The 19,784-nt window shown below is 65.4% G+C and carries 23 protein-coding genes, 1 pseudogene and 1 riboswitch; of the genes and pseudogenes, 14 read left to right on the top strand and 10 right to left on the bottom strand.

What is annotated here, in order from left to right; all coding sequences use genetic code 11:
* Positions 1-9 precede the first annotated feature (9 nt).
* The gene (locus ACQP1T_RS03190) at positions 10-753 is read right to left on the bottom strand and encodes an SDR family NAD(P)-dependent oxidoreductase (protein ID WP_433758453.1); all 744 of its coding nucleotides are present in this window, start codon (positions 751-753) and stop codon (positions 10-12) included.
* A gap of 130 nt (positions 754-883) precedes the next feature.
* On the opposite strand from ACQP1T_RS03190, the gene ACQP1T_RS03185 reads away from it, so the two are divergent.
* Complete coding sequence (locus ACQP1T_RS03185) at positions 884-1,366, top strand: DUF456 domain-containing protein (protein ID WP_433758452.1); 483 nt, start codon at positions 884-886, stop codon at positions 1,364-1,366.
* A gap of 120 nt (positions 1,367-1,486) precedes the next feature.
* Here ACQP1T_RS03185 and ACQP1T_RS03180 read toward each other — a convergent pair whose 3' ends face one another.
* Both ACQP1T_RS03180 and ACQP1T_RS03175 read right to left on the bottom strand, forming a co-directional pair.
* Complete coding sequence (locus tag ACQP1T_RS03180; protein ID WP_433758451.1) at positions 1,487-2,353, bottom strand: amidohydrolase family protein; 867 nt, start codon at positions 2,351-2,353, stop codon at positions 1,487-1,489.
* A 124-nt stretch (positions 2,354-2,477) separates the two neighbouring features.
* On the bottom strand, positions 2,478-3,866 hold the full coding sequence (locus tag ACQP1T_RS03175) for an FAD-dependent oxidoreductase (protein ID WP_433758450.1): 1,389 nt from the start codon (positions 3,864-3,866) through the stop codon (positions 2,478-2,480).
* A 304-nt stretch (positions 3,867-4,170) separates the two neighbouring features.
* On the opposite strand from ACQP1T_RS03175, the gene ACQP1T_RS03170 reads away from it, so the two are divergent.
* The 3 genes from ACQP1T_RS03170 to ACQP1T_RS03160 all read left to right on the top strand — a co-directional run bounded on the left by ACQP1T_RS03170 (position 4,171) and on the right by ACQP1T_RS03160 (position 6,449).
* A complete protein-coding gene (locus tag ACQP1T_RS03170; RefSeq protein ID WP_433758449.1) occupies positions 4,171-4,626 on the top strand; it encodes an Rv0361 family membrane protein in 456 nt (151 codons plus the stop codon).
* 65 nt (positions 4,627-4,691) lie between these two features.
* Positions 4,692-4,807: riboswitch (SAM riboswitch) on the top strand.
* 14 nt (positions 4,808-4,821) lie between these two features.
* Complete coding sequence (locus ACQP1T_RS03165; protein ID WP_433758448.1) at positions 4,822-5,238, top strand: rhodanese-like domain-containing protein; 417 nt, start codon at positions 4,822-4,824, stop codon at positions 5,236-5,238.
* Complete coding sequence (locus tag ACQP1T_RS03160) at positions 5,235-6,449, top strand: O-succinylhomoserine sulfhydrylase (RefSeq protein ID WP_433758447.1); 1,215 nt, start codon at positions 5,235-5,237, stop codon at positions 6,447-6,449. Before ACQP1T_RS03165 ends, ACQP1T_RS03160 begins: the two co-directional genes overlap by 4 nt.
* A gap of 17 nt (positions 6,450-6,466) precedes the next feature.
* Here the strand turns inward: ACQP1T_RS03160 and ACQP1T_RS03155 are convergent.
* Positions 6,467-6,619 (bottom strand): annotated as a pseudogene (locus ACQP1T_RS03155) (MerR family DNA-binding transcriptional regulator); the annotation flags it as partial.
* 55 nt (positions 6,620-6,674) lie between these two features.
* Positions 6,675-7,271, bottom strand: coding sequence for a TetR/AcrR family transcriptional regulator (locus ACQP1T_RS03150; protein WP_433758446.1), 597 nt, complete (start codon positions 7,269-7,271; stop codon positions 6,675-6,677).
* 86 nt (positions 7,272-7,357) lie between these two features.
* Between ACQP1T_RS03150 and ACQP1T_RS03145 the strand changes: the two genes are divergently transcribed.
* Together ACQP1T_RS03145 and ACQP1T_RS03140 are read left to right on the top strand one after the other, a co-directional pair.
* Positions 7,358-7,672: a hypothetical protein gene (locus ACQP1T_RS03145; protein WP_433758445.1), complete on the top strand. Its 315-nt coding sequence runs from the start codon at positions 7,358-7,360 to the stop codon at positions 7,670-7,672.
* 81 nt (positions 7,673-7,753) lie between these two features.
* Complete coding sequence (locus ACQP1T_RS03140; RefSeq protein ID WP_433758444.1) at positions 7,754-8,851, top strand: CaiB/BaiF CoA transferase family protein; 1,098 nt, start codon at positions 7,754-7,756, stop codon at positions 8,849-8,851.
* Between the two features lie 108 nt (positions 8,852-8,959).
* Here the strand turns inward: ACQP1T_RS03140 and ACQP1T_RS03135 are convergent, their stop codons facing one another.
* Both ACQP1T_RS03135 and ACQP1T_RS03130 read right to left on the bottom strand, forming a co-directional pair.
* Positions 8,960-9,661, bottom strand: a complete 702-nt coding sequence (locus ACQP1T_RS03135) for an NUDIX hydrolase (RefSeq protein WP_433758443.1) — start codon at positions 9,659-9,661, stop codon at positions 8,960-8,962.
* Positions 9,662-9,765: 104 nt separating this feature from the next.
* Positions 9,766-11,268: a PLP-dependent aminotransferase family protein gene (locus tag ACQP1T_RS03130; RefSeq protein ID WP_433758442.1), complete on the bottom strand. Its 1,503-nt coding sequence runs from the start codon at positions 11,266-11,268 to the stop codon at positions 9,766-9,768.
* A gap of 62 nt (positions 11,269-11,330) precedes the next feature.
* Here ACQP1T_RS03130 and ACQP1T_RS03125 point away from each other — a divergent pair, with 62 nt between their 5' ends.
* From ACQP1T_RS03125 to ACQP1T_RS03110, 4 genes are read left to right on the top strand one after another with little or no spacing between them, the layout of a single operon-like run.
* Positions 11,331-11,645 carry a hypothetical protein gene (locus ACQP1T_RS03125; protein WP_433758441.1) on the top strand — a complete coding sequence of 105 codons (315 nt, stop codon included), beginning with the start codon at positions 11,331-11,333 and terminating at the stop codon, positions 11,643-11,645.
* Positions 11,646-11,697: 52 nt separating this feature from the next.
* Positions 11,698-12,270: a methylated-DNA--[protein]-cysteine S-methyltransferase gene (locus ACQP1T_RS03120; RefSeq protein WP_433758440.1), complete on the top strand. Its 573-nt coding sequence runs from the start codon at positions 11,698-11,700 to the stop codon at positions 12,268-12,270.
* Between the two features lie 18 nt (positions 12,271-12,288).
* Entirely contained in the window at positions 12,289-12,444 is a 156-nt protein-coding gene (locus ACQP1T_RS03115; RefSeq protein ID WP_433758439.1) for a hypothetical protein, read from the top strand.
* Positions 12,445-12,504: 60 nt separating this feature from the next.
* Positions 12,505-12,915 carry a cupin domain-containing protein gene (locus ACQP1T_RS03110; RefSeq protein ID WP_433758438.1) on the top strand — a complete coding sequence of 137 codons (411 nt, stop codon included), beginning with the start codon at positions 12,505-12,507 and terminating at the stop codon, positions 12,913-12,915.
* Here ACQP1T_RS03110 and ACQP1T_RS03105 read toward each other — a convergent pair whose 3' ends face one another.
* Entirely contained in the window at positions 12,916-13,245 is a 330-nt protein-coding gene (locus ACQP1T_RS03105; RefSeq protein ID WP_433758437.1) for a hypothetical protein, read from the bottom strand. It abuts the gene before it with no gap.
* Entirely contained in the window at positions 13,245-14,441 is a 1,197-nt protein-coding gene (locus ACQP1T_RS03100) for a Rieske 2Fe-2S domain-containing protein (protein ID WP_433758436.1), read from the bottom strand. Before ACQP1T_RS03100 ends, ACQP1T_RS03105 begins: the two co-directional genes overlap by 1 nt.
* A 198-nt stretch (positions 14,442-14,639) precedes the next feature.
* On the opposite strand from ACQP1T_RS03100, the gene hsaA reads away from it, so the two are divergent.
* Genes hsaA through hsaB form a run of 4 tightly spaced genes read left to right on the top strand, consistent with a single transcriptional unit; the run spans position 14,640 to position 18,194 of the window.
* Entirely contained in the window at positions 14,640-15,803 is a 1,164-nt protein-coding gene (hsaA, locus tag ACQP1T_RS03095) for a 3-hydroxy-9,10-secoandrosta-1,3,5(10)-triene-9,17-dione monooxygenase oxygenase subunit (protein WP_433758435.1), read from the top strand.
* A 2-nt stretch (positions 15,804-15,805) separates the two neighbouring features.
* A complete protein-coding gene (hsaD, locus tag ACQP1T_RS03090; protein WP_433758434.1) occupies positions 15,806-16,684 on the top strand; it encodes a 4,5:9,10-diseco-3-hydroxy-5,9,17-trioxoandrosta-1(10),2-diene-4-oate hydrolase in 879 nt (292 codons plus the stop codon).
* Complete coding sequence (gene hsaC / locus ACQP1T_RS03085) at positions 16,684-17,589, top strand: iron-dependent extradiol dioxygenase HsaC (protein ID WP_433758433.1); 906 nt, start codon at positions 16,684-16,686, stop codon at positions 17,587-17,589. Before hsaD ends, hsaC begins: the two co-directional genes overlap by 1 nt.
* 29 nt (positions 17,590-17,618) lie before the next feature.
* Positions 17,619-18,194, top strand: coding sequence for a 3-hydroxy-9,10-secoandrosta-1,3,5(10)-triene-9,17-dione monooxygenase reductase subunit (gene hsaB, locus ACQP1T_RS03080; protein ID WP_433600877.1), 576 nt, complete (start codon positions 17,619-17,621; stop codon positions 18,192-18,194).
* A gap of 41 nt (positions 18,195-18,235) precedes the next feature.
* Here the strand turns inward: hsaB and ACQP1T_RS03075 are convergent, their stop codons facing one another.
* Entirely contained in the window at positions 18,236-19,666 is a 1,431-nt protein-coding gene (locus ACQP1T_RS03075; protein WP_433758432.1) for an MFS transporter, read from the bottom strand.
* Positions 19,667-19,784: the final 118 nt, after the last annotated feature.

The following is a 19,784-nucleotide window of genomic DNA, read 5'->3' as shown; positions in this document are numbered from 1 at the left end:
CCGCGCCGGTCACCAGCCGACAGGACCGAGGCGGTCGATGAAGATCCCGGTCGGGCCGTCGGCGTCGATCGTCGCGAGTTCGACGATCGAGTCGGTCCCCTCGGTGACCGTCATTTGGCCGGTGTGATGGTTCATATCGGTGGCGGCGAACCTACGATTCGCGACCTCGCCGGGTGTGGCGACATTGAACTTGATCTTCGGGAGCGCCTGGGCGTACCGCACGGTAATCATGTTCAGCGCCGCTTTCGACGAGCTGTAGGCGAGTTCGTGCATCTTCGATACCGGCTGATCCGGATCGGTCACCACCGCGAACGAACCGCCCCCACTGGACACCATCACCACCCGCGGATTGTCCGCCGCCTCCAGCAAGGGCAGAAACGCATGCGTGACCCGGATCGGTCCATACACGTTGGTGTCGTAGACGGAATGAATTTCGTCAGCCGTCGCGTCCGCGGGCGCGACAATATTTCCTGGCGCACCGGCATTGTTGATCAGCACATCCAGCCGATCGGTGTGCTCCCGAACGAGCCGCACCGCGTCGGACACCGACTCGTCCGAGGTCACGTCCAACGGGACCACGACTACCTTCACCCCATCAGCGGCGAGTTTGTCCGCGGCGGCCTGTCCCCGAGCTTCGTCGCGCGAACCGAGGAAGACCATCCACCCCTGTTCCCCGAGCCGCCGCGCCGCTTCGAGACCGAGCCCCTTGTTGGCTCCGGTGATCAACACTGTGGTCTGTTCTGTGTTCGTCATGCCCACTGAGACGTCCGCTCCCGCCCGCCCTGTGACAACCTGTGAGCGGCGTCACAAAGACCGGAAAATTCATGGCAGTGGGCCAGAATCCTGGCAGGCGTGACAAGACGCGGAAAGCGGAGGACCGGCAGTGTCAGCTTGGGGTGAGGTCGTTGTCGGCCTGGTAATTCTGGTCGGCCTGGTCGGGATCATCGTCCCGATACTGCCGGGCGCCATCTTGATCTTCGGGGCCATCGCCGTGTGGGCGTTCATGACCGGGGGCACGACGGCGTGGATCGTATTCGCCATCAGCACAGCCTTCTTGGTGCTGTCCGGCGTCATCAAATACACCTGGCCGGGGCGGAAGATGAAGGATGCGGGCGTATCCAATCGCGCGCTGTTCGTCGGCGCGATCTTCGGCATCGTGGGCTTTTTCCTCATCCCGGTGGTCGGGTTGTTCGTGGGATTCGTTCTGGGCGTATACCTTTCGGAGCTGCAGCGGCTCCGCGACAACCAACCCGCTTGGCAGGCAACGGTTCATGCGCTCGAGGGGGTCGGATTGTCGATGCTGATCGAGCTCTTCGGCGCGCTGTTGGCCACGGGCGTGTGGGTCATCGGCGCGATCATCGCCTGATCGTCAGCATTGGCGGCACAACGTCGGCGATCGCGGGTGTGCGCGGACGGGCAGTCTGTCGCGGCTAGCCGGCGACGTCGGCGAGCACCCTCGTCACACGCTGTGCCCCCGGTCCACCGCTCACTCGATGATCGGGAACGGAATCGTATCCGCTGGTTCCGGTAGCTGATCGCGCCGCAGCGGCAGCGTCGGCTGTTCGGTGCGGTGGATCGGCAGCGTCGGCATCGGATCGACCGGAATCGCACGTTCGCGGGCGGGAAGTCGATAGAACGCCCGCGCATTGTCCTCCAGCACCTTGAACATATCGGTGCCGACCACATCGCAGATCAGATCGACATCGGAATCCTGGAACGGCCGTCCCGCCCGGGTGCCGGGCAGATCGGTACCGAACATCAGCGCCTCGGGATTGACCGCGTGGATCCGGCGCAGCGTATCGGACACCTTCATCTGCACGCGCCCGAAACCGGTCGCCTTGACCCGCGCCCCGCGATCCACCAGATCCAGCAGATAGGGCAGACCCTCCTCGGACATGCCGAGGTGGTCGATGGAGAGCACCGGCAGCTTCGAGATCACCGGCTCCATCGAGGTGAGCATGGTGCCGTCGATATACACCTCGACATGCCAGCCGACGAGGTCGTGCGCACGCAATGCCTGCAGCGTCATCGCGGTGATATCGGCAGCCGCGCGCTTGACATTGAACCGCAGCCCGCGCACCCCGATCCGGTCGAGTTCGATGATCTCTTCGTCGGTGGCGTCCGGGTCCAGCGCCGTGACGCCGACCCATCCCTCGCCGAGCTCCGCGAGCGCCGCTTTCAGGTAGGTCTGATCGGTGCCTTGGAAGGATCCGCTGACCACGGCGCCGCCGCCGACATCGAAGCGCGACATGCGCTTTCGATAATCGGCGATGGTGAACGGGTCGGGCAGGTAGCCCTGGTTCTCGGCCAGCGGGAACCGCGGGTCGAAGATGTGGAGATGGGCATCGAACACTTGTACAGAATGCCTCAGGGACGGAATTTCCGCTGCCGCGGACCCGACAGATTTCGCGCGGCCGCGGCCGTGTCGGTTTGTCGAGTACCACAGGAGGTGACGCTCACCCCCTGCGGCATTCGCACTAGACCTTGTGCGGCTCGCTGGCGCGCAGCATGTCCTCGCGCTCGACGACCTTGACGCGCTCGCGGCCCTCCGGCTCGCCGAGGGCGCGCTCGTGCGCGTCGAGGCGGTACCAGCCCTGCCAGGTGGTGAACGGGATGCCCTTGCCCTCGAGGAATTCGGTGACGGCATCCAGTTCCGGCTCGGCGGCCGGGGTGAAGTTCACACTGTCGTCGAGCAGGCAGGCCACGGTCTCGTTGGCGTCGCCCTTGGTGTGGCCGATCAGGCCGACCGGACCGCGCTTGATCCAGCCGGTGACGTAGGTGGCGGGCAGGTAGCGGTCCGCACCGTCGGCGTCCTCGTCGGCGAGGACGCGTCCGGCCTCGTTCGGGACGACACCGGCCTGATCGTCGAACGGCAGATTGGTGAGGTTCTGCGACAGGTAGCCGACGGCGCGGTAGACGGCCTGGACGTCCCAGTCCTTGAATACGCCGGTGCCCTTGACATTGCCGGTGCCGTCGAGCTGGGTGCGCTCGGTGCGCAGACCCACGACCCTGCCGTCCTCACCGAGGATCTCGGATGGGGATTCGAAGAAGTGCAGGAACAGCTTGTGCGGGCGGTTGCCGACATCGCGGATGGCCCACTGCTCCAGGGTGTTGGCGATCATGTCGACCTGCTTGGAGTGCCGACGCGCGGCCTCGGAGCCCTCGTCGTAGTCGATGTCCTCGGGATCGACGATGACCTCGATGGTCGGGGAATGGTCGAGTTCGCGCAGCTCGAGCGGGGTGAACTTGGCCTGCGCCGGGCCGCGGCGACCGAAGACGTGCACCTCGATCGCCTTATTGGCCTTCAGTCCGTTGTAGACGTTCGGCGGGATCTCGGTCGGCAGCAGTTCGTCGCCGGTCTTGGCCAGCACGCGCGCCACGTCGAGCGCGACATTGCCGACGCCGAGGACCGCGACCTTCTCCGCCTCCAGCGGCCAGGTGCGCGGCACGTCCGGATGGCCGTCGTACCAGGAGACGAAGTCCGCGGCGCCGTAGCTGCCATCCAGGTCGATGCCCGGGATCGGCAGCGCGCGGTCGGCGTTGGCGCCGGTGGAGAAGATCACCGCGTCATAGAACGTGCGCAGATCGTCGAGGGTGATGTCGGTGCCGTAGTCGATATTGCCGAGCAGGCGGACCTGCGGCTTGTCCAGCACCTTGTGCAGGGCGGTGATGATGCCCTTGATGCGCGGATGGTCCGGCGCGACGCCGTAGCGGATCAACCCGAACGGCGCGGGCATGCGCTCGTACAGGTCGATGCTCACCTCGGCATCGGACTTCATCAACGCGTCGGCGGCGTAGATACCGGCCGGTCCCGCGCCCACGATCGCGATGCGAAGCGGGCGAGTCGCTGCACTGTCTTCGGTCATCTTTACGCGCACCCTTATGGTCGAAACAATTAACGGCGTCAGTCTTAGCTTAGGCTAACTTGACGCACCCTCTCGATCGCATCTGCCGATGCGAACAGGCGGCCATCTCGGCTATGACAGCAGGCCGCAGTCTCGCGATTCTATCGGTGGCACAGCACGCGCCCCGCGGCGGTGCGTACACCGGGTGTTTGCTACCCGGCCCACCTACCGTGACTACCCGCTCTGCGCGCTTCTATCGAATCCGCGCGTCGCCGGTATCGGGGCCGAATGCCTGATACCACCGCCCACCAGGGATGATCGACTCATGACAGAGCAGCAGGGCACCGATGAAGAACCCGTAATCGTGGTCGATCAGACCGATCGTCGCTCCATGGTGCCGTTCATCGCGGCGGCCGTCTTCGCGGCTGTCGTGCTGCTCGCGATCGTGCTCGGTGCGGTGCTCTCGCCAGCTGAGAAAAATGTCACAGAATCGGACAAGATCGCGGCGGCGGTGCAGCGCTACGCGGAGGCCCGCACCACCACCGACAACACGCCGCCGCCTGGCGTGGCCTGTTCGGGATTCGACGAGAGCAAGACGCCGCTCGCCGGTCAGTTCGGTGGGGCCGCCGCCGGAAAGTCGATCAAGGTAACCAAGATTGAGAACGCGATCGTCGACGGCGATAAGGCCAAGGCGACGGTGACCATCGCGGTCGATGGGCGGGAGACCCCGGCGACCTGGAATCTGATCCGCTCACAAGACCGCTGGATCGTCTGCGGTTGATTGCTTATGCGCGACGCGAAATGGGGTTTGACATGGCGGCCCCTGCCCAGGCAATCTCATTTTCAGGTCATGAGTACCAGTGCCAAGCCCCGGCTGACTGGTCGGCAACCCTCCTCCGCGGTGGGGTGCTCCGGGTGACGACCTGGCCGCGACCCAATCCCAGGTGCGGCAAGCGTGGATTCACAGGAGGATCGCATGACATATGCCGGTGACATCACCCCACAGCAGGCGTGGGAGTTGTTGCAGGACAATCCCGAAGCCGTCTTGGTAGACGTGCGCACCGAGGCCGAATGGCGCTTCGTCGGTGTGCCGGATACGAGTTCGATCGACCGGCCGACGGTGCTGATCGAATGGGTGGACAGCAACGGCGCCCGCAACGGTGAGTTCGTCGAGCAGCTGAGCAAGGCGCTGGAGGGTCGCGATCCGGCGGCGCCGGTCGTCTTCCTCTGTCGCTCCGGACAGCGTTCCGTCGGTGCGGCCGTGGCCGCGACCGGGGCTGGTATCGCCCCGTCGTTCAATGTGCTGGAGGGCTTCGAAGGCCCGATCGACGAGTTCGGACATCGTGGCGGCTCCGGCTGGCGCGCCATCGGCCTGCCGTGGCGGCAGTCATGATCACCGGTGGTGCGTTCGACAAGCCGCTGCCCGAAGGCGTCGGTCCCGCCACGCTCGGTGTGCGAGGTGGGCTGCGTCGCTCGGGATTCGAGGAAACCGCCGAGGCGCTGTATCTGTCCTCCGGTTTCGTCTATGAGAGCGCCGAGGCGGCCGAGGCCGCGTTCACCGGCGATATCGAGCATTTCGTCTACTCCCGCTACGGCAACCCGACGGTCGCCATGTTCGAGGAGCGGCTGCGTCTGATCGACGGCGCCGAAGCATGTTTCGCGACCGCGAGCGGTATGTCGGCCGTATTCACCGCGCTCGGTGCGCTTTTGGGCGCGGGCGACCGACTCGTGGCCGCGCGCAGCCTGTTCGGCTCGTGCTTCGTGGTGTGCAACGAGATTCTGCCGCGCTGGGGTGTGGAGACGGTCTTCGTCGACGGCGATGATCTGGATCAATGGGAGCAGGCGCTTTCGGTGCCGACCCAGGCCGTGTTCTTCGAGACACCGGCCAACCCGATGCAGACGCTGGTCGACGTGCGTCGGGTGACCGAACTCGCGCATGCCGCGGGCGCGAAAGTGGTGCTGGACAACGTCTTTGCCACGCCGCTGCTGCAGCGCGGTTTCGACCTCGGTGCCGATGTGCTGGTGTATTCGGGCACCAAGCACATCGATGGTCAGGGCCGGGTGCTCGGTGGTGCGATCCTCGGCGCCCAGGACTACATCGACGGTCCGGTGAAAACCCTCATGCGCCATACCGGTCCGGCGCTGAGCCCGTTCAACGCGTGGACCCTGCTCAAGGGTTTGGAGACCATGCCGCTGCGGGTGCGTCATTCCACCGAATCCGCACTGCGCATCGCGCGGTTCCTCGAGAGCAACAAATCCGTCTCATGGGTGCGCTACCCGTACCTGGAGTCGCATCCGCAGTACGACCTGGCGATCAGCCAGATGAGCGGCGGCGGCACCGTGGTCACCTTCGAACTGAACGCGCCCGAGGACGAGGCCAAGAAGCGCGCCTTCGAGGTCCTCAACCGTCTGCGCATCATCGATATCTCCAACAACCTCGGCGACTCCAAAACCCTCATCACCCATCCGGCCACCACAACCCACCGCGCCATGGGCCCCGAAGGCCGCGCCACCATCGGACTATCCGACGGCGTCGTGCGCATTTCAGTGGGGCTGGAGGATGTCGAGGATCTGCTGGGCGACTTGGACTTCGCGCTGAGTTAGAGCTCGAGTCACCGACGCCGCCGGACATCGGCCCGGGTGTAGCACCGGTGCCCGCCCGATGTCCGCGACGACGGCACCAGTAGCCCGAGCCGGTCGTAATGGTGCAGCGTCCGCACCGTCACGCCGGATTCCCGGGCGAGTTCTCCTACCCGCCACACCCGCTCGGCCAATGTGCCCTCCTCTCGATGTGCACCAACCACGCTAAAACCTGACGTAACGTCGGATTCAAGTGTCGTTTCGATCACGGGTCCGAGGGGTTGTCGTTGGGCCGCAAGCGATGTCGTGGAAGGCGGCGCGGAGTAGGGCGGTGACGCGTTCGGGCTCGGCGTCGCGCAGTCCGTCCAGTTGGAGTAGGTGCCGACCGATGACGGTGCCGATGGTGATCGCGCCGATCAGCCCGGCGCGCAAGTCCGCATCGTCGTCGGCCAGGTGCTGGGCGGCTTGGCGCTGCCGGGACACCATGGCGAACTGCACTTCGGCGGCGGCGTCCGGATGGGTGAACATCGAACGGATCGCGGCGAGTGCGTCGGTGGGTTGCTGGGCGAGCTTGGTTTCGAGTGCCGCCAGCAGTTGGTCGGCCGCCTCTTCGGGCGTGCCGGTGACCAGTTCATCCTGTTCGAAGCCGGAAGCCTGGGCGAAGAGATTGTCTTTCGACCCGAAATAGCGCATCACCAGACCGGGATCGGCCTGCGCCTCGGCGGCGATCGCACGAATGGTGGTCCGGTCGTAGCCGACCTCTGCGAATAACCGCCGGGCCGCATCCAGGATCCGGGATTGAGTGCGCTGCCGTTGCTCCGCGCGGCTGCGAGGGCGAGAATTCATGCGCTCAGTCTACGACCGTTGACCGAAGCGGATCGCCATGCTAATTTTCGGTCTACAACCGTTGACTGAAAAGAAGGTGGATCGTCATGTGGCACACGATTTTGTTGTCCGCACTGGCCGGACTGTTCGGCGCGAATGCGGTACCGCCCTTCGTCAAAGGCATGGTCGGCGAACAGTTTCCGAATGTGTGGGGTAACGATCCGCTGCGCAATTCGGTGGCCGGGACGTTCGGAATCGCACTCGCGGTCGTCATCGGATACTGGGCCGACTTGCCTGCGCACGCCTACCCGGGTATCGGCGGCGCCTTGGTGGGCGCGCTGCCGATGGCGATATTCCATGGCCGTGGCGGGGCGTATCGGCTCAACTCCGCCTTGGGGCTCGCGAACCCGTCTCGGGTATAGCTTCGGCGTTATTGTCATACTGTCAATACAGCCTCGGGTCGCCCCGGGGAGCGCTGGATCAACGACGAACCGAGGTAGGGCGTGAGCACACCATCCACCGCCGAGCAGGGCCCGCTCGCGGGCATCAAGGTCATCGAACTGGCCGGGATCGGCCCAGGACCGCATGCGGCACTGCTGCTGGCCGATCTCGGCGCCGATGTGGTGCGAGTACAGCGGCCCAATATGCTGCCCGGCTTCATGGAGCGGCCGCAGTGGCGCGGGCGCACCATCGTCGAGGCGAATCTGAAGGATCCGGCGGATATCGAGAAGGTGCTCGCACTCGCCGAAAGGGCTGATGTGCTGATCGAGGGCTTCCGGCCGGGCGTCACCGAGCGCATGGGACTCGGCCCGGATGCCGTGCACGCGCGCAATCCGCGGTTGGTCTACGGCCGGATGACCGGCTGGGGTCAGGACGGCCCGCTGGCCGATCGCGCCGGACACGACATCAACTACATCTCGCTGACCGGTGTGCTGCACGCCATCGGCCGCAAGGGTGAACGTCCGGTGCCGCCGCTGAATATGGTCGGCGACTTCGGTGGCGGCTCGATGTTCCTGGTGTTCGGCATTCTCGCGGCACTGGTCGAGCGACAGAGGTCCGGTAAGGGTCAGGTCATCGATTCGGCGATGATCGATGGGGCGCTTGCGCTTTCGCACATGATCTGGGGTATGCGCGGCATGGGCCTGTGGTCGGATGAGCGGGGCACCAACCTGCTCGATACCGGTATGGCGTTCTACGACACGTACGAAACCTCGGACGGCAAGTACATGGCGGTCGGTGCGATCGAACCGCAGTTCTACGCGGAACTGTTGCAGGGCTTGGAGATCGACCCCGAAGGTCTGCCGATGCAGCTCGATCCGAATGGTCAGGATCAGCTGAAGAAGCTGTTCTCGGAGAAGTTCAAGACCAAAACCAGGGACGAATGGGCCGCGATCTTCGAGGGCACCGATGCGTGCACGACTCCGGTGCTGACTTTCACCGAGGCAGAACAGAATCCGCACATTGTCGCGCGCACCGGGTTGATCGAGATCGACGGTGTCGTCCAGCATGCCCCGGCGCCGCGCTTCTCCCGCACCCCCGCAGGTACGCCCACCCCGCCACCCAACGAGGCCACGCCGATCGAATCCATCTGGGCGGACTGATAACTCGTCACCGTCACCTTCCGCGGCGCACTCCAACGGCTCCCGCGCATCGATTCCCGCGCCCGCGCATGTTTTCGTCCGCGAATTCATGCGGGACGCGAGAATGCGCTAGTTCCGCGTCCATTCCGGCTGGGCGAAATGCGCGATACGGGCGGCGGCGGGGTCTCGGCCGAGCAGTACGACTTCACGGAACTGCCACAGCATGGCACCGGTCGGTGCGTGGATGGTCATGTTCTCGGCGAGACGCATCTGCAGTAGACCGGGGCCGTCGTGGGCGACCGGAGGGGCGTCGGACCGCAGCTCCTCTTGTCTCACAGCATCTTTCGGATGCACCCAGTGCGGGACATCGTCGGCGGCCAGCCGGGCGAGATCCACTTGATGAACCGAGTCGACCTCGTCCGGACTCGGCCGCAGCTCGGACGCATCGGCGAGAGCCGCCACGATCGGGGTGATGACGAAGCCCGATGCCGCGGGGAAGTCGTCGAGCCTGCCGAGTAGATCGGCCGGGCTGGCGGTCAGTCCGAGTTCCTCGTGCAGCTCACGGATCGCCGCCTGCTCAACGGTTTCCCCGTCGTCGACCCGTCCACCCGGCAACGCCCATTGCCCGGCATTCCGCCCGCGATACGCGCGCCTGATGACCATCACCGACGGCGGCCCCGCTAGTGCCACCACACACAGCAACACCGCGGCGCGACGGATTCCGGGCGCATCGGCGACCTCGGTATGCGGGAACTCGCCCAACCGCGCCCCCGCGAGCACACGGAAGTCCTCGACACTCTCAGGGACACTCGGTCCCGCACTAGGCCCCATACCGTCGATCCTGCCCTACATCAGCGATCGGCTACCGCATACCGAGTCACTACCTCGCATACCGTATACCTTGTGCGAGATAGCCATTCGCTATGCGACAGGTATCAGTAGCAAGTGAGGGGCTGGAGGGGGTCGGCGGCGCGGGGGGTAAGGGCTTCGTAGGCGGCGGCGATGGACTTGACCGCTAGGCGGAGTTCGGGTTCGGGGTGAGTGAAGGGCAGGCGGATGAAGCGTTCGAAGGCGCCCTGTACGCCGAATCTCGGTCCGGCGGCGAGCAATACGCCGTGATTGGGGGCGGTGGCGGCCAGTGCCGTCGAGACCGGAGCAGGTAGTTGTGCCCAAACGGACATGCCGCCGTCGCCGACGATCGTGCGCCAGTCCGGAAGCTCTTCGCCGAGCGCGGTGAGCAGGGCCGCACGCTGTGCGTGGAGTTGGTCGCGACGGCGGGTGAGGATGGTGTCGGCATTCTCCAGCAGGTGGATGGTGGCCAACTGGTCCATCACGGGGGTGCCGAGGTCGACCGTGGAGCGGATGCCGAGCAGTTTGGTGATCAACGACTGGTTGGTGCGGATCCAGCCGACGCGCAGACCACCCCAAAAGGACTTGGAGGCCGAGCCGATGCTGATGATCTCGCTGCTCTTGGCGAAGGCCGCGACCGGCGGGGGCGCGGTCCGGTCGGTCAGGTTCAGGTCCACCATTGATTCGTCGATCACCACGGTCATCCGGGTTTCGCGGGCGATGGCGGCCAGTTCGGCACGGCCGTCGGCGTCGAGCAGCAGGCCGGTCGGATTGTTGAAGTCCGGCACAAGGTAGGCCAGGGTGGCCGCGGTTTGCCTTGCGGCACTGCGGATTCCGTCGAGATCCCAGCCGGATTCCGGCGTTTCGGGGCGCAGCGGCACCGGCACCGGGCGAGCGCCGACATCGCGGATCGCCTCGATGGCATTGGGATAGGTCGGGTGGTCGATGAGGACGCGGGCCGCGGGCGCGGTGAGCACATTGAGCAGCAGGCGCAGGCCGTGCTGGGCACCCAGGGTGACCAGGATCTGGTCCGGTTCGGTTGGCAGGCCGCGCTCGGTGTAGCGGCGGGCCAGCGCCTCGCGCAGCGCGAGCACACCGACCGGATCCATACCGTGCGTGCCGAGATAGGCCGGAAGACCTTGCAGCGCAACGGAGTAGGCCTCCTGCATCTCCAGGGGCGCGGCCATGGCGGCGTAGGTCATATCGATGGTCGGCAGTTCCGGTTGCGCCATCATCGCCAGGATGCTGCGGGCCGGTTTGGTGCCGTCGTGCTGCACGTCGCGCGGGAGGGCGACGGTGCTGCGTGAGCCCTGACGGCTGATCAGATAGCCGTGTTCGCGCAGCAGGCTGTAGGTGGAGGTAATGGTCGTGCGGCTGACGCCGAGGGTGCCGGCGAGGTCGCGCTCACTGGGCAGCGCGACGCCGAGCGGTGCGCGGCCGTCATGGATGAGCAGGCGAATGCCTTCGGCGAGAGCCAGATAGGCCGGACGCGTCGACCGGCGCTCCCCGGATTCGCCGTTCTCGTCCGCACTGCGCCAACTCCCCAGATCACGGGCAAGGCTGGCGGCACCGATAACTCTCGTCGACATAAAGTCCAGTATTAGCCAAGTGGATATTTAATGGCAAGGCCAGTGCGCGCACGCTGATTTCTATGACCGCCCTCGCCACCCTGCTCGTCATCGCCGCCTTCGCCTACCTCGTGCACCGGTTCGCGCCGCGCCGCCCGAGCGAGGCCTTCCGCCTCGAACGGTTCCGGGCGCCGGGGCCACTGACCGACTGGTCGCCGTCCTACTACGAAAACCAGCGCCGATACGCGGATCTCGCCGCGATCTACGGCCGCGACGATGTGCCGGATCCGGATGCTCCCGCCCTCGCGCAGCCGAAACGGGCCGCGCAGCGCCGTATCTCGAACCCGAGTTGTGGAGCCGTCAAGCCGACCATCGGCGGAATCCAGGCCAGTTTCTGAAGACTGGACTGGTCTCCTCGAAGATGTCGGACCCGGAGTGCACACTGACCGTATGAGTGCTTCCGCTCGCCCGGTCACCGGGTCGGCGCTGTTCGAAACCGCGATCGGCACCTGCGCGATCGCCTGGACCAACGAGTTCGTCTTCCGATTCGGCCTGCCGGAGGCCAGCCCCGCCGCGACGCGGACCCGGATCATGCGTCGCAGCAGCCGAATTCCGGACTCCGAAGAGATCCCAGAGGACGAACCCACCGGCCCGATCGCCGATGCCATCACACGCATCCAAGCCCATCTCGCGGGCGAACTCGACGATCTGCGCTGGATTCCCGTGAGCACCAAGGGAATTCCCGAATTCCACCGCGCCGTCTACGAGGTGACCCGCGCCATCGATCCGGGCCACACCCTCAGCTACGGCCAGGTCGCCGACCGCATCGGCGCACCGGGCGCGGCCCAAGCCGTCGGCCAGGCCCTCGGCCGCAACCCGATCCCCCTGATCATCCCCTGCCACCGAGTCCTCGCCGCCGACCACGCCCTCACCGGCTTCTCCGCCCCCGGCGGCATCACCACAAAACAACGCCTCCTGGAAATCGAACGCACTCCCGGCTTCGGCGAACCCACCCTCTTCTGAGCCGTCGCCGATGTGTATATGAGCTGTGGCAACGCGGCAGCGGCCGGGCTGATCGCGGTGCCCGCTTATCGCAGCGCAGGTCCGGTCGATCTCGTCCTCGCGGCTACCGCTGAGTTGCGCGGGCTGACCTTGCCCCATCGGGATCACGACTTCGAGACCGCATCGCCGCCGTGACCAGTCAGCCGCATCAGTGGCTGGGCTCCCAGAAGACCATCGATCGGGCATAGTCGGAGCATGACCGACAATCGACCGCCGCTTGCTGTCGCACTCGATCTGGAACCGCATCCGGAGGGTGGCTGGTATCGGCAAACCTGGCGTAGTGCGGTGGAATTCACGCCGGAGGGCTACCCGGGGCCGCGGGCCAGCGCGACCGGGATCTACTTCTTATTGATGCCGGGCGAGAAGTCGGCACCGCATACCGTGCGCTCGGATGAGGTGTGGTTGTGGCATCGGGGTGGGGCGCTGGTGCTCGACATCGGGGGCGAGGAGATTGTCCTCGGGCCCGATGTCGAGCACGGGCAGGTGTTGCAGGCGGTGGTGCCGGGCGGGACCAGTCAGGCCGCGCGGCCAGCTGGCGATGAATACGTGCTGGTCAGCTGCATCGTCGCGCCGGGATTCGACTTCGCCGACTTCACCCTAGACTGATCAGTCGATTTCCAGCACACCCTCGTCGACGGCCCATTTGATCGTCTTCTCCAGTTGCGCACAGGTTTCCGGACGTCCCGGCCCGTAACCCTGCGCGCTGAGTCTGGCGAAGACCGGGCAGCGCGCGGCCGGATTCTCGGTCCACTGCACCGAGGTCTGGTGCGACGAGCTTTTCCGGACCAACACTTCGGTTTGGCATGACTGACACCGCAGCGGCGTCAGTCCCGCCTCCAGATAGCGCTGTTTGTCGACTGCGGTCTGGGCCTGCACCTCGGCCCGCCGCGCCGGTTGGTCGGCGAAGTCGGGTGCTTTCGCCCAGGTCGGTGCCATCAGACTCCTGCTTCCGCTTCCGTTTCCCGCTTGCGCCGCAGATTCTCGGCGACCTCGGCCTCCCACGCCTCGTTCGCCTTGGTGGTATCCACCTCGAATTCGAAGCGCTGGGTCATCTTGTCGGTCACATCGGCCAGATCCACGTAGAACTGGTCGTACCAGCGACGCAGCTGGTAGACCGGGCCGTCCTCCTCGCACAGCAGCGGATTCTCGACCTTGGACTTGTGCTTCCAGATCTCGACATCCTGCAGGAACCCGACGCTGATGCCTTCGGTCATCTTGGCGGCCAGCTTGTCGGCCATCTCACCGTCGACGCCCTTCGGCTTCTCCAGCGAGACACCCCACTGCAGCACGAACGAATCCTGCGTCACTGGGTAGTGGCAGTTGATCAGGACGCTCTTGACCTCGTATCCGCTGTAGATATTGACCAGCGGGTTGATCATGTAAGAGGGCCCGAAGTACGACGCCTCCGACTTCAACAGGGTGTCGCCGCCGTACTTGGAGGCCATGCCGATATCGGGACGACCCTTGGTCTCCAGGAACTGAGTGGCGATATGCCCCTCGAAGACGTTCTTGAAGTACGTCGGGAAGGCGAAGTGGATATAGAAGAAGTGGGCCATATCCACCACGTTGTCGATGATCTCGCGGCAGTTCGCGCCCTCGATCAGCAGGGAGTTCCAGGTCCATTCGGTCCACCCGCTGTCCAGCTGTTCGCTGGGGTTGCCATCCGCGTCGGTGTAGGGGCCGACGATGTGCGGAATGGTCACCTCGGGCGGCGGCTGGCTGCCCTCGACATCGTGCCAGACGAACAGCTGTCCATTGCGCTCGAGCGTGGTCCACTTGCGGGTCCGTGCCAGCGGCGGCACGCGCCGCGCATAGGGAATCGCGCTGCATTTGCCGCTGGTACCGGACCAGCGCCAATCGTGGAACGGGCAGGCGATATCGCCGTCCTTGACCTCGCCCATGCTCAGGTCGCCACCCATATGCCTGCAGTAGGCGTCGAGCACCCGGAGTTCGTCATTGCTGTCGACCCAGACCACGAGCTTGGTTCCGAACACCTCGACTGCGTGCGGCTTGCCGTCGCGGAACGACTTCGCCAACCCGAGGCAATGCCATCCGCGCGCATATCGGGTGGGCGCGGAGCCCACATCGAGCTCGCGAACCTTCGCACCGCTCCCCTGTGGGGTAACTGCCATCGCGATTCCTCCTCCTTCTGTACTAGAACACGTTACAAAAATGTCGCGTTCCACGCCAGCGATTCCGTCGACCACCTGCGAATCGGTGACGAATGCCCCTTATGGTCACCCGTTCTCGACAGAAATAAGAACCTGTTCTAGTCTCAGAGGCAAATGAGTACCGGTTACCAATCCGACCAGGCAGGAGCGGGTCCCGCGATGACGCAAGAAGTGACCGAACAGGTCGAAGCACTGTTGCCGACGCTGCGCGAGCGCGCGCAGGAGGCCGAGGACCTGCGGCGCATCCCCGACGAATCGATGAAGGCACTGCAGGAGACCGGCTTCTTCCGCCTGCTGCAGCCCAAGCAGTGGGGTGGCCATGCGGCCGATCCGGTCGTGTTCTACGACACGGTTCGCAAGCTCGCCAGCGCATGCGGCTCCACCGGCTGGGTGGCGGGCATCGTCGGCGTGCACAACTGGCACCTCGCGCTGTTCGACCAGCAGGCGCAGGAGGATGTGTGGGGCGAGGACAACGAGGTACGGATCTCCTCGTCGTACGCTCCGATGGGCGCGGGCACGGTCGTCGACGGCGGCTATATCGTCAAGGGCGCGTGGGCCTGGTCCTCGGGCTCGGATCACGCCAGCTGGGCGGTGCTCGGCGGCCCGGTGATCAAGGACGGCAAGCCGGTCGACTTCGGCAGCTTCCTGATTCCGCGCGACGACTACCGCATCGATGACGTGTGGAATGTGGTCGGCCTGCGCGGCACCGGCTCCAATACCGTTGTGGTGGAAGACGTTTTCGTGCCGAAGCATCGGTTCCTCAGCTTCCGCGCGATGAGCGAACTGAAGTCCCCCGGCCTGGCGCAGAACACCGATCCGGTGTACAAGATGCCCTGGGGCACAATCCATCCCACGACCATCTCCGCGCCGATCGTCGGCATGGCCTATGGCGCGTACGCCGCCCACGTCGAGCATCAGGGCAAGCGGGTGCGCGCGGCCTACGCCGGTGAGAAGGCCAAGGACGATCCGTTCACCAAGGTGCGTGTCGCCGAGGCATCCAGCGATATCGATGCGGCCTGGCGTCAGCTGTCGGGCAATGTCGCCGACGAATACGCACTGCTGGTGGCGGGCAAGGAGATTCCGTTCGACCTGCGGGTGCGGGCGCGCCGCGACCAGGTGCGCGCGACCGGCCGGGCAATCGCATCGATCGATAAGCTCTTCGAGGCCTCCGGTGCCACCGCGCTCGCGAACGGTACTCCACTGCAACGCTTCTGGCGTGACGCGCACGCCGGTCGGGTGCATGCGGCCAATGATCCCGAGCGCGCCTATGTCATGTACGGCACGCACGAATTCGGGCTTCCGGTTACCGACGGCATGGTCTAGTCGTGACGGCGACTACCGAACTCACCTACCAATCGACCTCGCGATACGCGCAGGTGCGGCCCGATCTGCGGCTGCACTATCACGAGGCCGGAGTGGGCAACGGCCCGACGATCGTGCTGCTGCACGGCGGCGGGCCCGGCGCCTCCTCGTGGTCCAACTTCGCCCGCAATATCCCGGTGCTGGCGCGCGAGTTCCACGTGCTCGCCGTGGATCAGCCGGGCTTCGGGCTCTCGGATAAGCCGACCGAGCATCCGCAGTACTTCGCGCACAGCGCCTCGGCGCTGAAGGATCTGCTCGACGCGTTGGAGATCACCGGACGCGTACACCTGCTGGGCAATTCGCTCGGCGGCGGCACCGCGGTGCGATTCGCACTGGACTACCCGGATCGGGCGGGCAAGCTGGTGCTGATGGGTCCGGGCGGGTTGAGCGTCAACCTGTTCGCACCGGATCCGACCGAGGGGGTGAAGAACCTCGCGAAGTTCAATTACGAGCCGACCAGGGAGAACCTGGAGGCATTCCTGCGGATCATGGTCTTCGATCAGTCTCTGATCACCGACGAGCTGATCGATGAGCGCTTCGCCTCGGCGAGTACGCCCGAGGCGCTGGCCGCGACCAGGGCGATGGGAAAGTCCTTCGCCGGAGCCGACTTCGAGCAGGGCATGATCTGGCGCGATGCCTATAAGCTGCGCCAGCCGGTGCTGCTCATCTGGGGCCGGGAAGATCGGGTGAATCCACTCGACGGCGCGCTGGTCGCGACGAAGATGATTCCACGGGTGCAGCTGCACGTTTTCGGCGGTTGCGGGCACTGGGCCCAGCTGGAGAAGTTCGACGAATTCAACCGGCTGGCAACGGATTTCCTTGCCGGTGTGAAGGAGAAGTGATGGGCATTCGATCACTGGCGTATCTGCGCATCGAGGCCACCGATATGGCGGCCTGGCGTGAATACGGGCTCAAGGTGCTCGGCATGGTCGAGGGCAAGGGCAGCAATCCCGAGGCGCTGTATCTGCGCATGGACGACTTCCCGGCTCGGCTCGTCATCTCGCCGGGCGAGCGGGACCAGCTGCAGGTCTCCGGCTGGGAGACGGCCAATGCCGCTGAGCTGCAGGATATTCGGGAACGGCTGGATGCGGCCGGGGTGCCGTTCAAGGAAGGCACCGCACAGGAGAAGGCCGATCGACGGGTCTACGAGCTGATCTCGTTCGAGGATCCCTCGGGCAACACCCTGGAAGCGTTTCACGGTGCGGCGCTGGAACATCGGCGCGTGGTCAGCCCCTACGGGCACCGATTCGTCACGGGCGAACAGGGTCTCGGCCATGTGGTGCTCAGCACCAAGGACGATGCGGCCGCGCTGACCTTCTACCGCGACGTGCTCGGCTTCCGGCTGCGCGATTCGATGCGGCTGCCACCGCAGATGGTCGGGCGGCCCGCCGACGGTGAACCCGCCTGGCTGCGCTTCTTCGGCTGCAATCCGCGCCACCACTCGCTGGCCTTCCTGCCCATGCCGACCCCGAGCGGCATCGTGCACCTGATGCTCGAGGTGGAGGGTTCCGATGATGTCGGGCTCTGCCTGGATCGCGCACTGCGCAAGAAGGTGAAGATGTCGGCGACGCTGGGTCGGCACGTCAACGACAAGATGCTGTCCTTCTATATGAAGACACCGGGCGGCTTCGATGTCGAATTCGGTTGTGAGGGTTTGGAAGTCGACGATCACGACTGGATCGCGCGGGAATCCACCGCGGTCAGCCTGTGGGGTCACGACTTCACGGTCGGACAGCGGCAGCAGTAGCAATGCGTGACAGGGCGAGCGGGGAGACGATGACGACCGACGAGTATCCGGCGATCGACGGGCGACAGTTCCGAAATGTATTGGGACAGTTCTGCACCGGCATCACGGTGATCACCACCTTCGATGCCGACGGCGCCCCGATCGGGTTCGCCTGCCAATCCTTCGCCGCCCTGTCCCTGGATCCGCCGCTCGTGCTGTTCTGCCCGACCAAGACCTCCCGGTCCTGGGCGGCCATCGAACAGTCCGGCGGCTTCTGTGTGAATGTCCTTGCCGAGGAACAGCAGCAATTGTGTGCCCGCTTCGGTTCCCGCGAACCCGATAAGTTCGCCGAAACCAAATGGCACACCTCCGAACTGGAGCTCCCGCTCCTGGACGACGCGTTGGCCACCATCCAGTGCAAGGTGGACAGTGTCGTCGACGGCGGCGATCACTACATCGTGATCGGCCGGGTGCTGGCCCTGTCGGAGTCGACCAGCTCCGGCAGGCCGCTGTTGTTCTATCGCGGCCAGTACACCGCCATCGAGCCGGATAAGACCGTACCGGCCCCCTGGCGCCACGACCTGGAGCATTTCCTCACCACGACGACGCTGGACACCTGGCTCTGAAAATCTGGCCCCGCCCGGAATCACCTGGGCGGGGCCATATTTCACGCCGCGGGACGTGTGCTGCGGAAGGTGAGGGCGACGACGAAGGTCAGCGCGGCGATGACCACGGCACCCGCGAAGGCGGTCGTGATGCCGCTGACCAGGGCGTGATGTGCCGAACCTCCGGCATCGCGGGCGGCGGTGCCGAAGATGGTGACCAGAATGGCGAGGCCGAGGGAGGCGCCGGTCTGCTGCAGGGTCTGCAGCGCGCCGCCCGCGGCGCCGGCCTCGGTCGGCGCAACGCTCGACATGATGATCACGTTGAGCGGCGAAAAGGCAAGGCCGATACCGCTTCCCATCAGGATCATGGCGATGAACAGCATCGGGAAGTAGGCGGTGTCGACCGTCAGGCGGGTCAGCAGCACCAGACCGGCCGCCATCAGCAGCGTGCCGATTACCGTCACCGGTTTCGGGCCGAAGCGCGGCAGCAGTCGCGGGATCAGCCGGATCATGGTGAACATCAGCAGCGCGGTCGGCAGGAAGGCGAAACCTGTTGCCAGCGCACTCAATCCGCGCACTTCCTGCAGGTACTGGGTGAGGAAGAAGAACATCGACATACCGGCCATCGGGCCCAGGAACATATTGGCGTAGGCCGCGGCGCGATTGCGATCGGTGAACAGCCGCAACGGCAGCAGGGGCTGGGTCGTGCGCGCCTCGATGGTCAGGAAGGCCGCGATCGAGATGGCGCCGACAGCCAGCCAGATATCGGTGCCCGCGTCGCTCCAGCCGTGTGATGCGGCGCTGATGAAGCCGTAGACCAGCGCGGCGACACCGCCGGTCGCGGTCACCGCACCGGGTAGGTCGAGGCGGGCGGGCTGACGCGCGGCATCGGGCAGATAGCGCAGCGCGAGGACGACGACGGCCAGGCCGAAGGGCACATTGATGAACAGCGCGGAGCGCCAGCTCAGCCATTCGGTCAGCAGGCCGCCGATGATGAGCCCGATCGCGAAGCCCGCACTGGACATGCCGGAGAACAGCGCGAGCACCCGCATCCGGGCCTTGGGTTCGCTGAATGTGGTGGTCAGCAGTGCAAGGGTGCTTGGACCGGCCATGGCCCCGCCGATGCCCTGCACAACTCGGGCGATGAGCAGCCAGGTGGCCGACGGTGCCAGCCCGCCAGCCAGCGAGGCCAGCGTGAACAGTGCCGTACCGGCAATGAACAGGTTGCGACGGCCGAACAGATCGCCCGCGCGGCCGCCGAGCAGCAGCAGACCGCCGAAGACCAGGGTGTAGGCGTTCATCACCCAGGCCAGGTTGGTCGCGCTGAAGTGCAGATCGGTGCGGATGCGCGGCAGCGCGACATTCATCACGGTGATGTCGAGGATGATCATCAATTGGCAGGTCAGCAGCGTGACCAGCACAATGCCGGATCGCAGCCGACCGGCGCTGGAGATTGCGGGCACACGGGTGTCCGCGGACATGGTGGTGGACAAAGAACGCTCCATCGAATGGGACTCAAACGGAGGGAGCCTCCGCTTCCGATAGAGCTATCATATGGAGGGTTCCTCCAGTTACGCAAGTCTATCTGGAGGGTCCTTCCGTTTTCCAGTG

Source organism: Nocardia sp. CA-135398, from assembly GCF_050955845.1.
Taxonomy (GTDB): domain Bacteria; phylum Actinomycetota; class Actinomycetes; order Mycobacteriales; family Mycobacteriaceae; genus Nocardia.
This window is presented reverse-complemented; position numbering and strand designations above follow the sequence as displayed.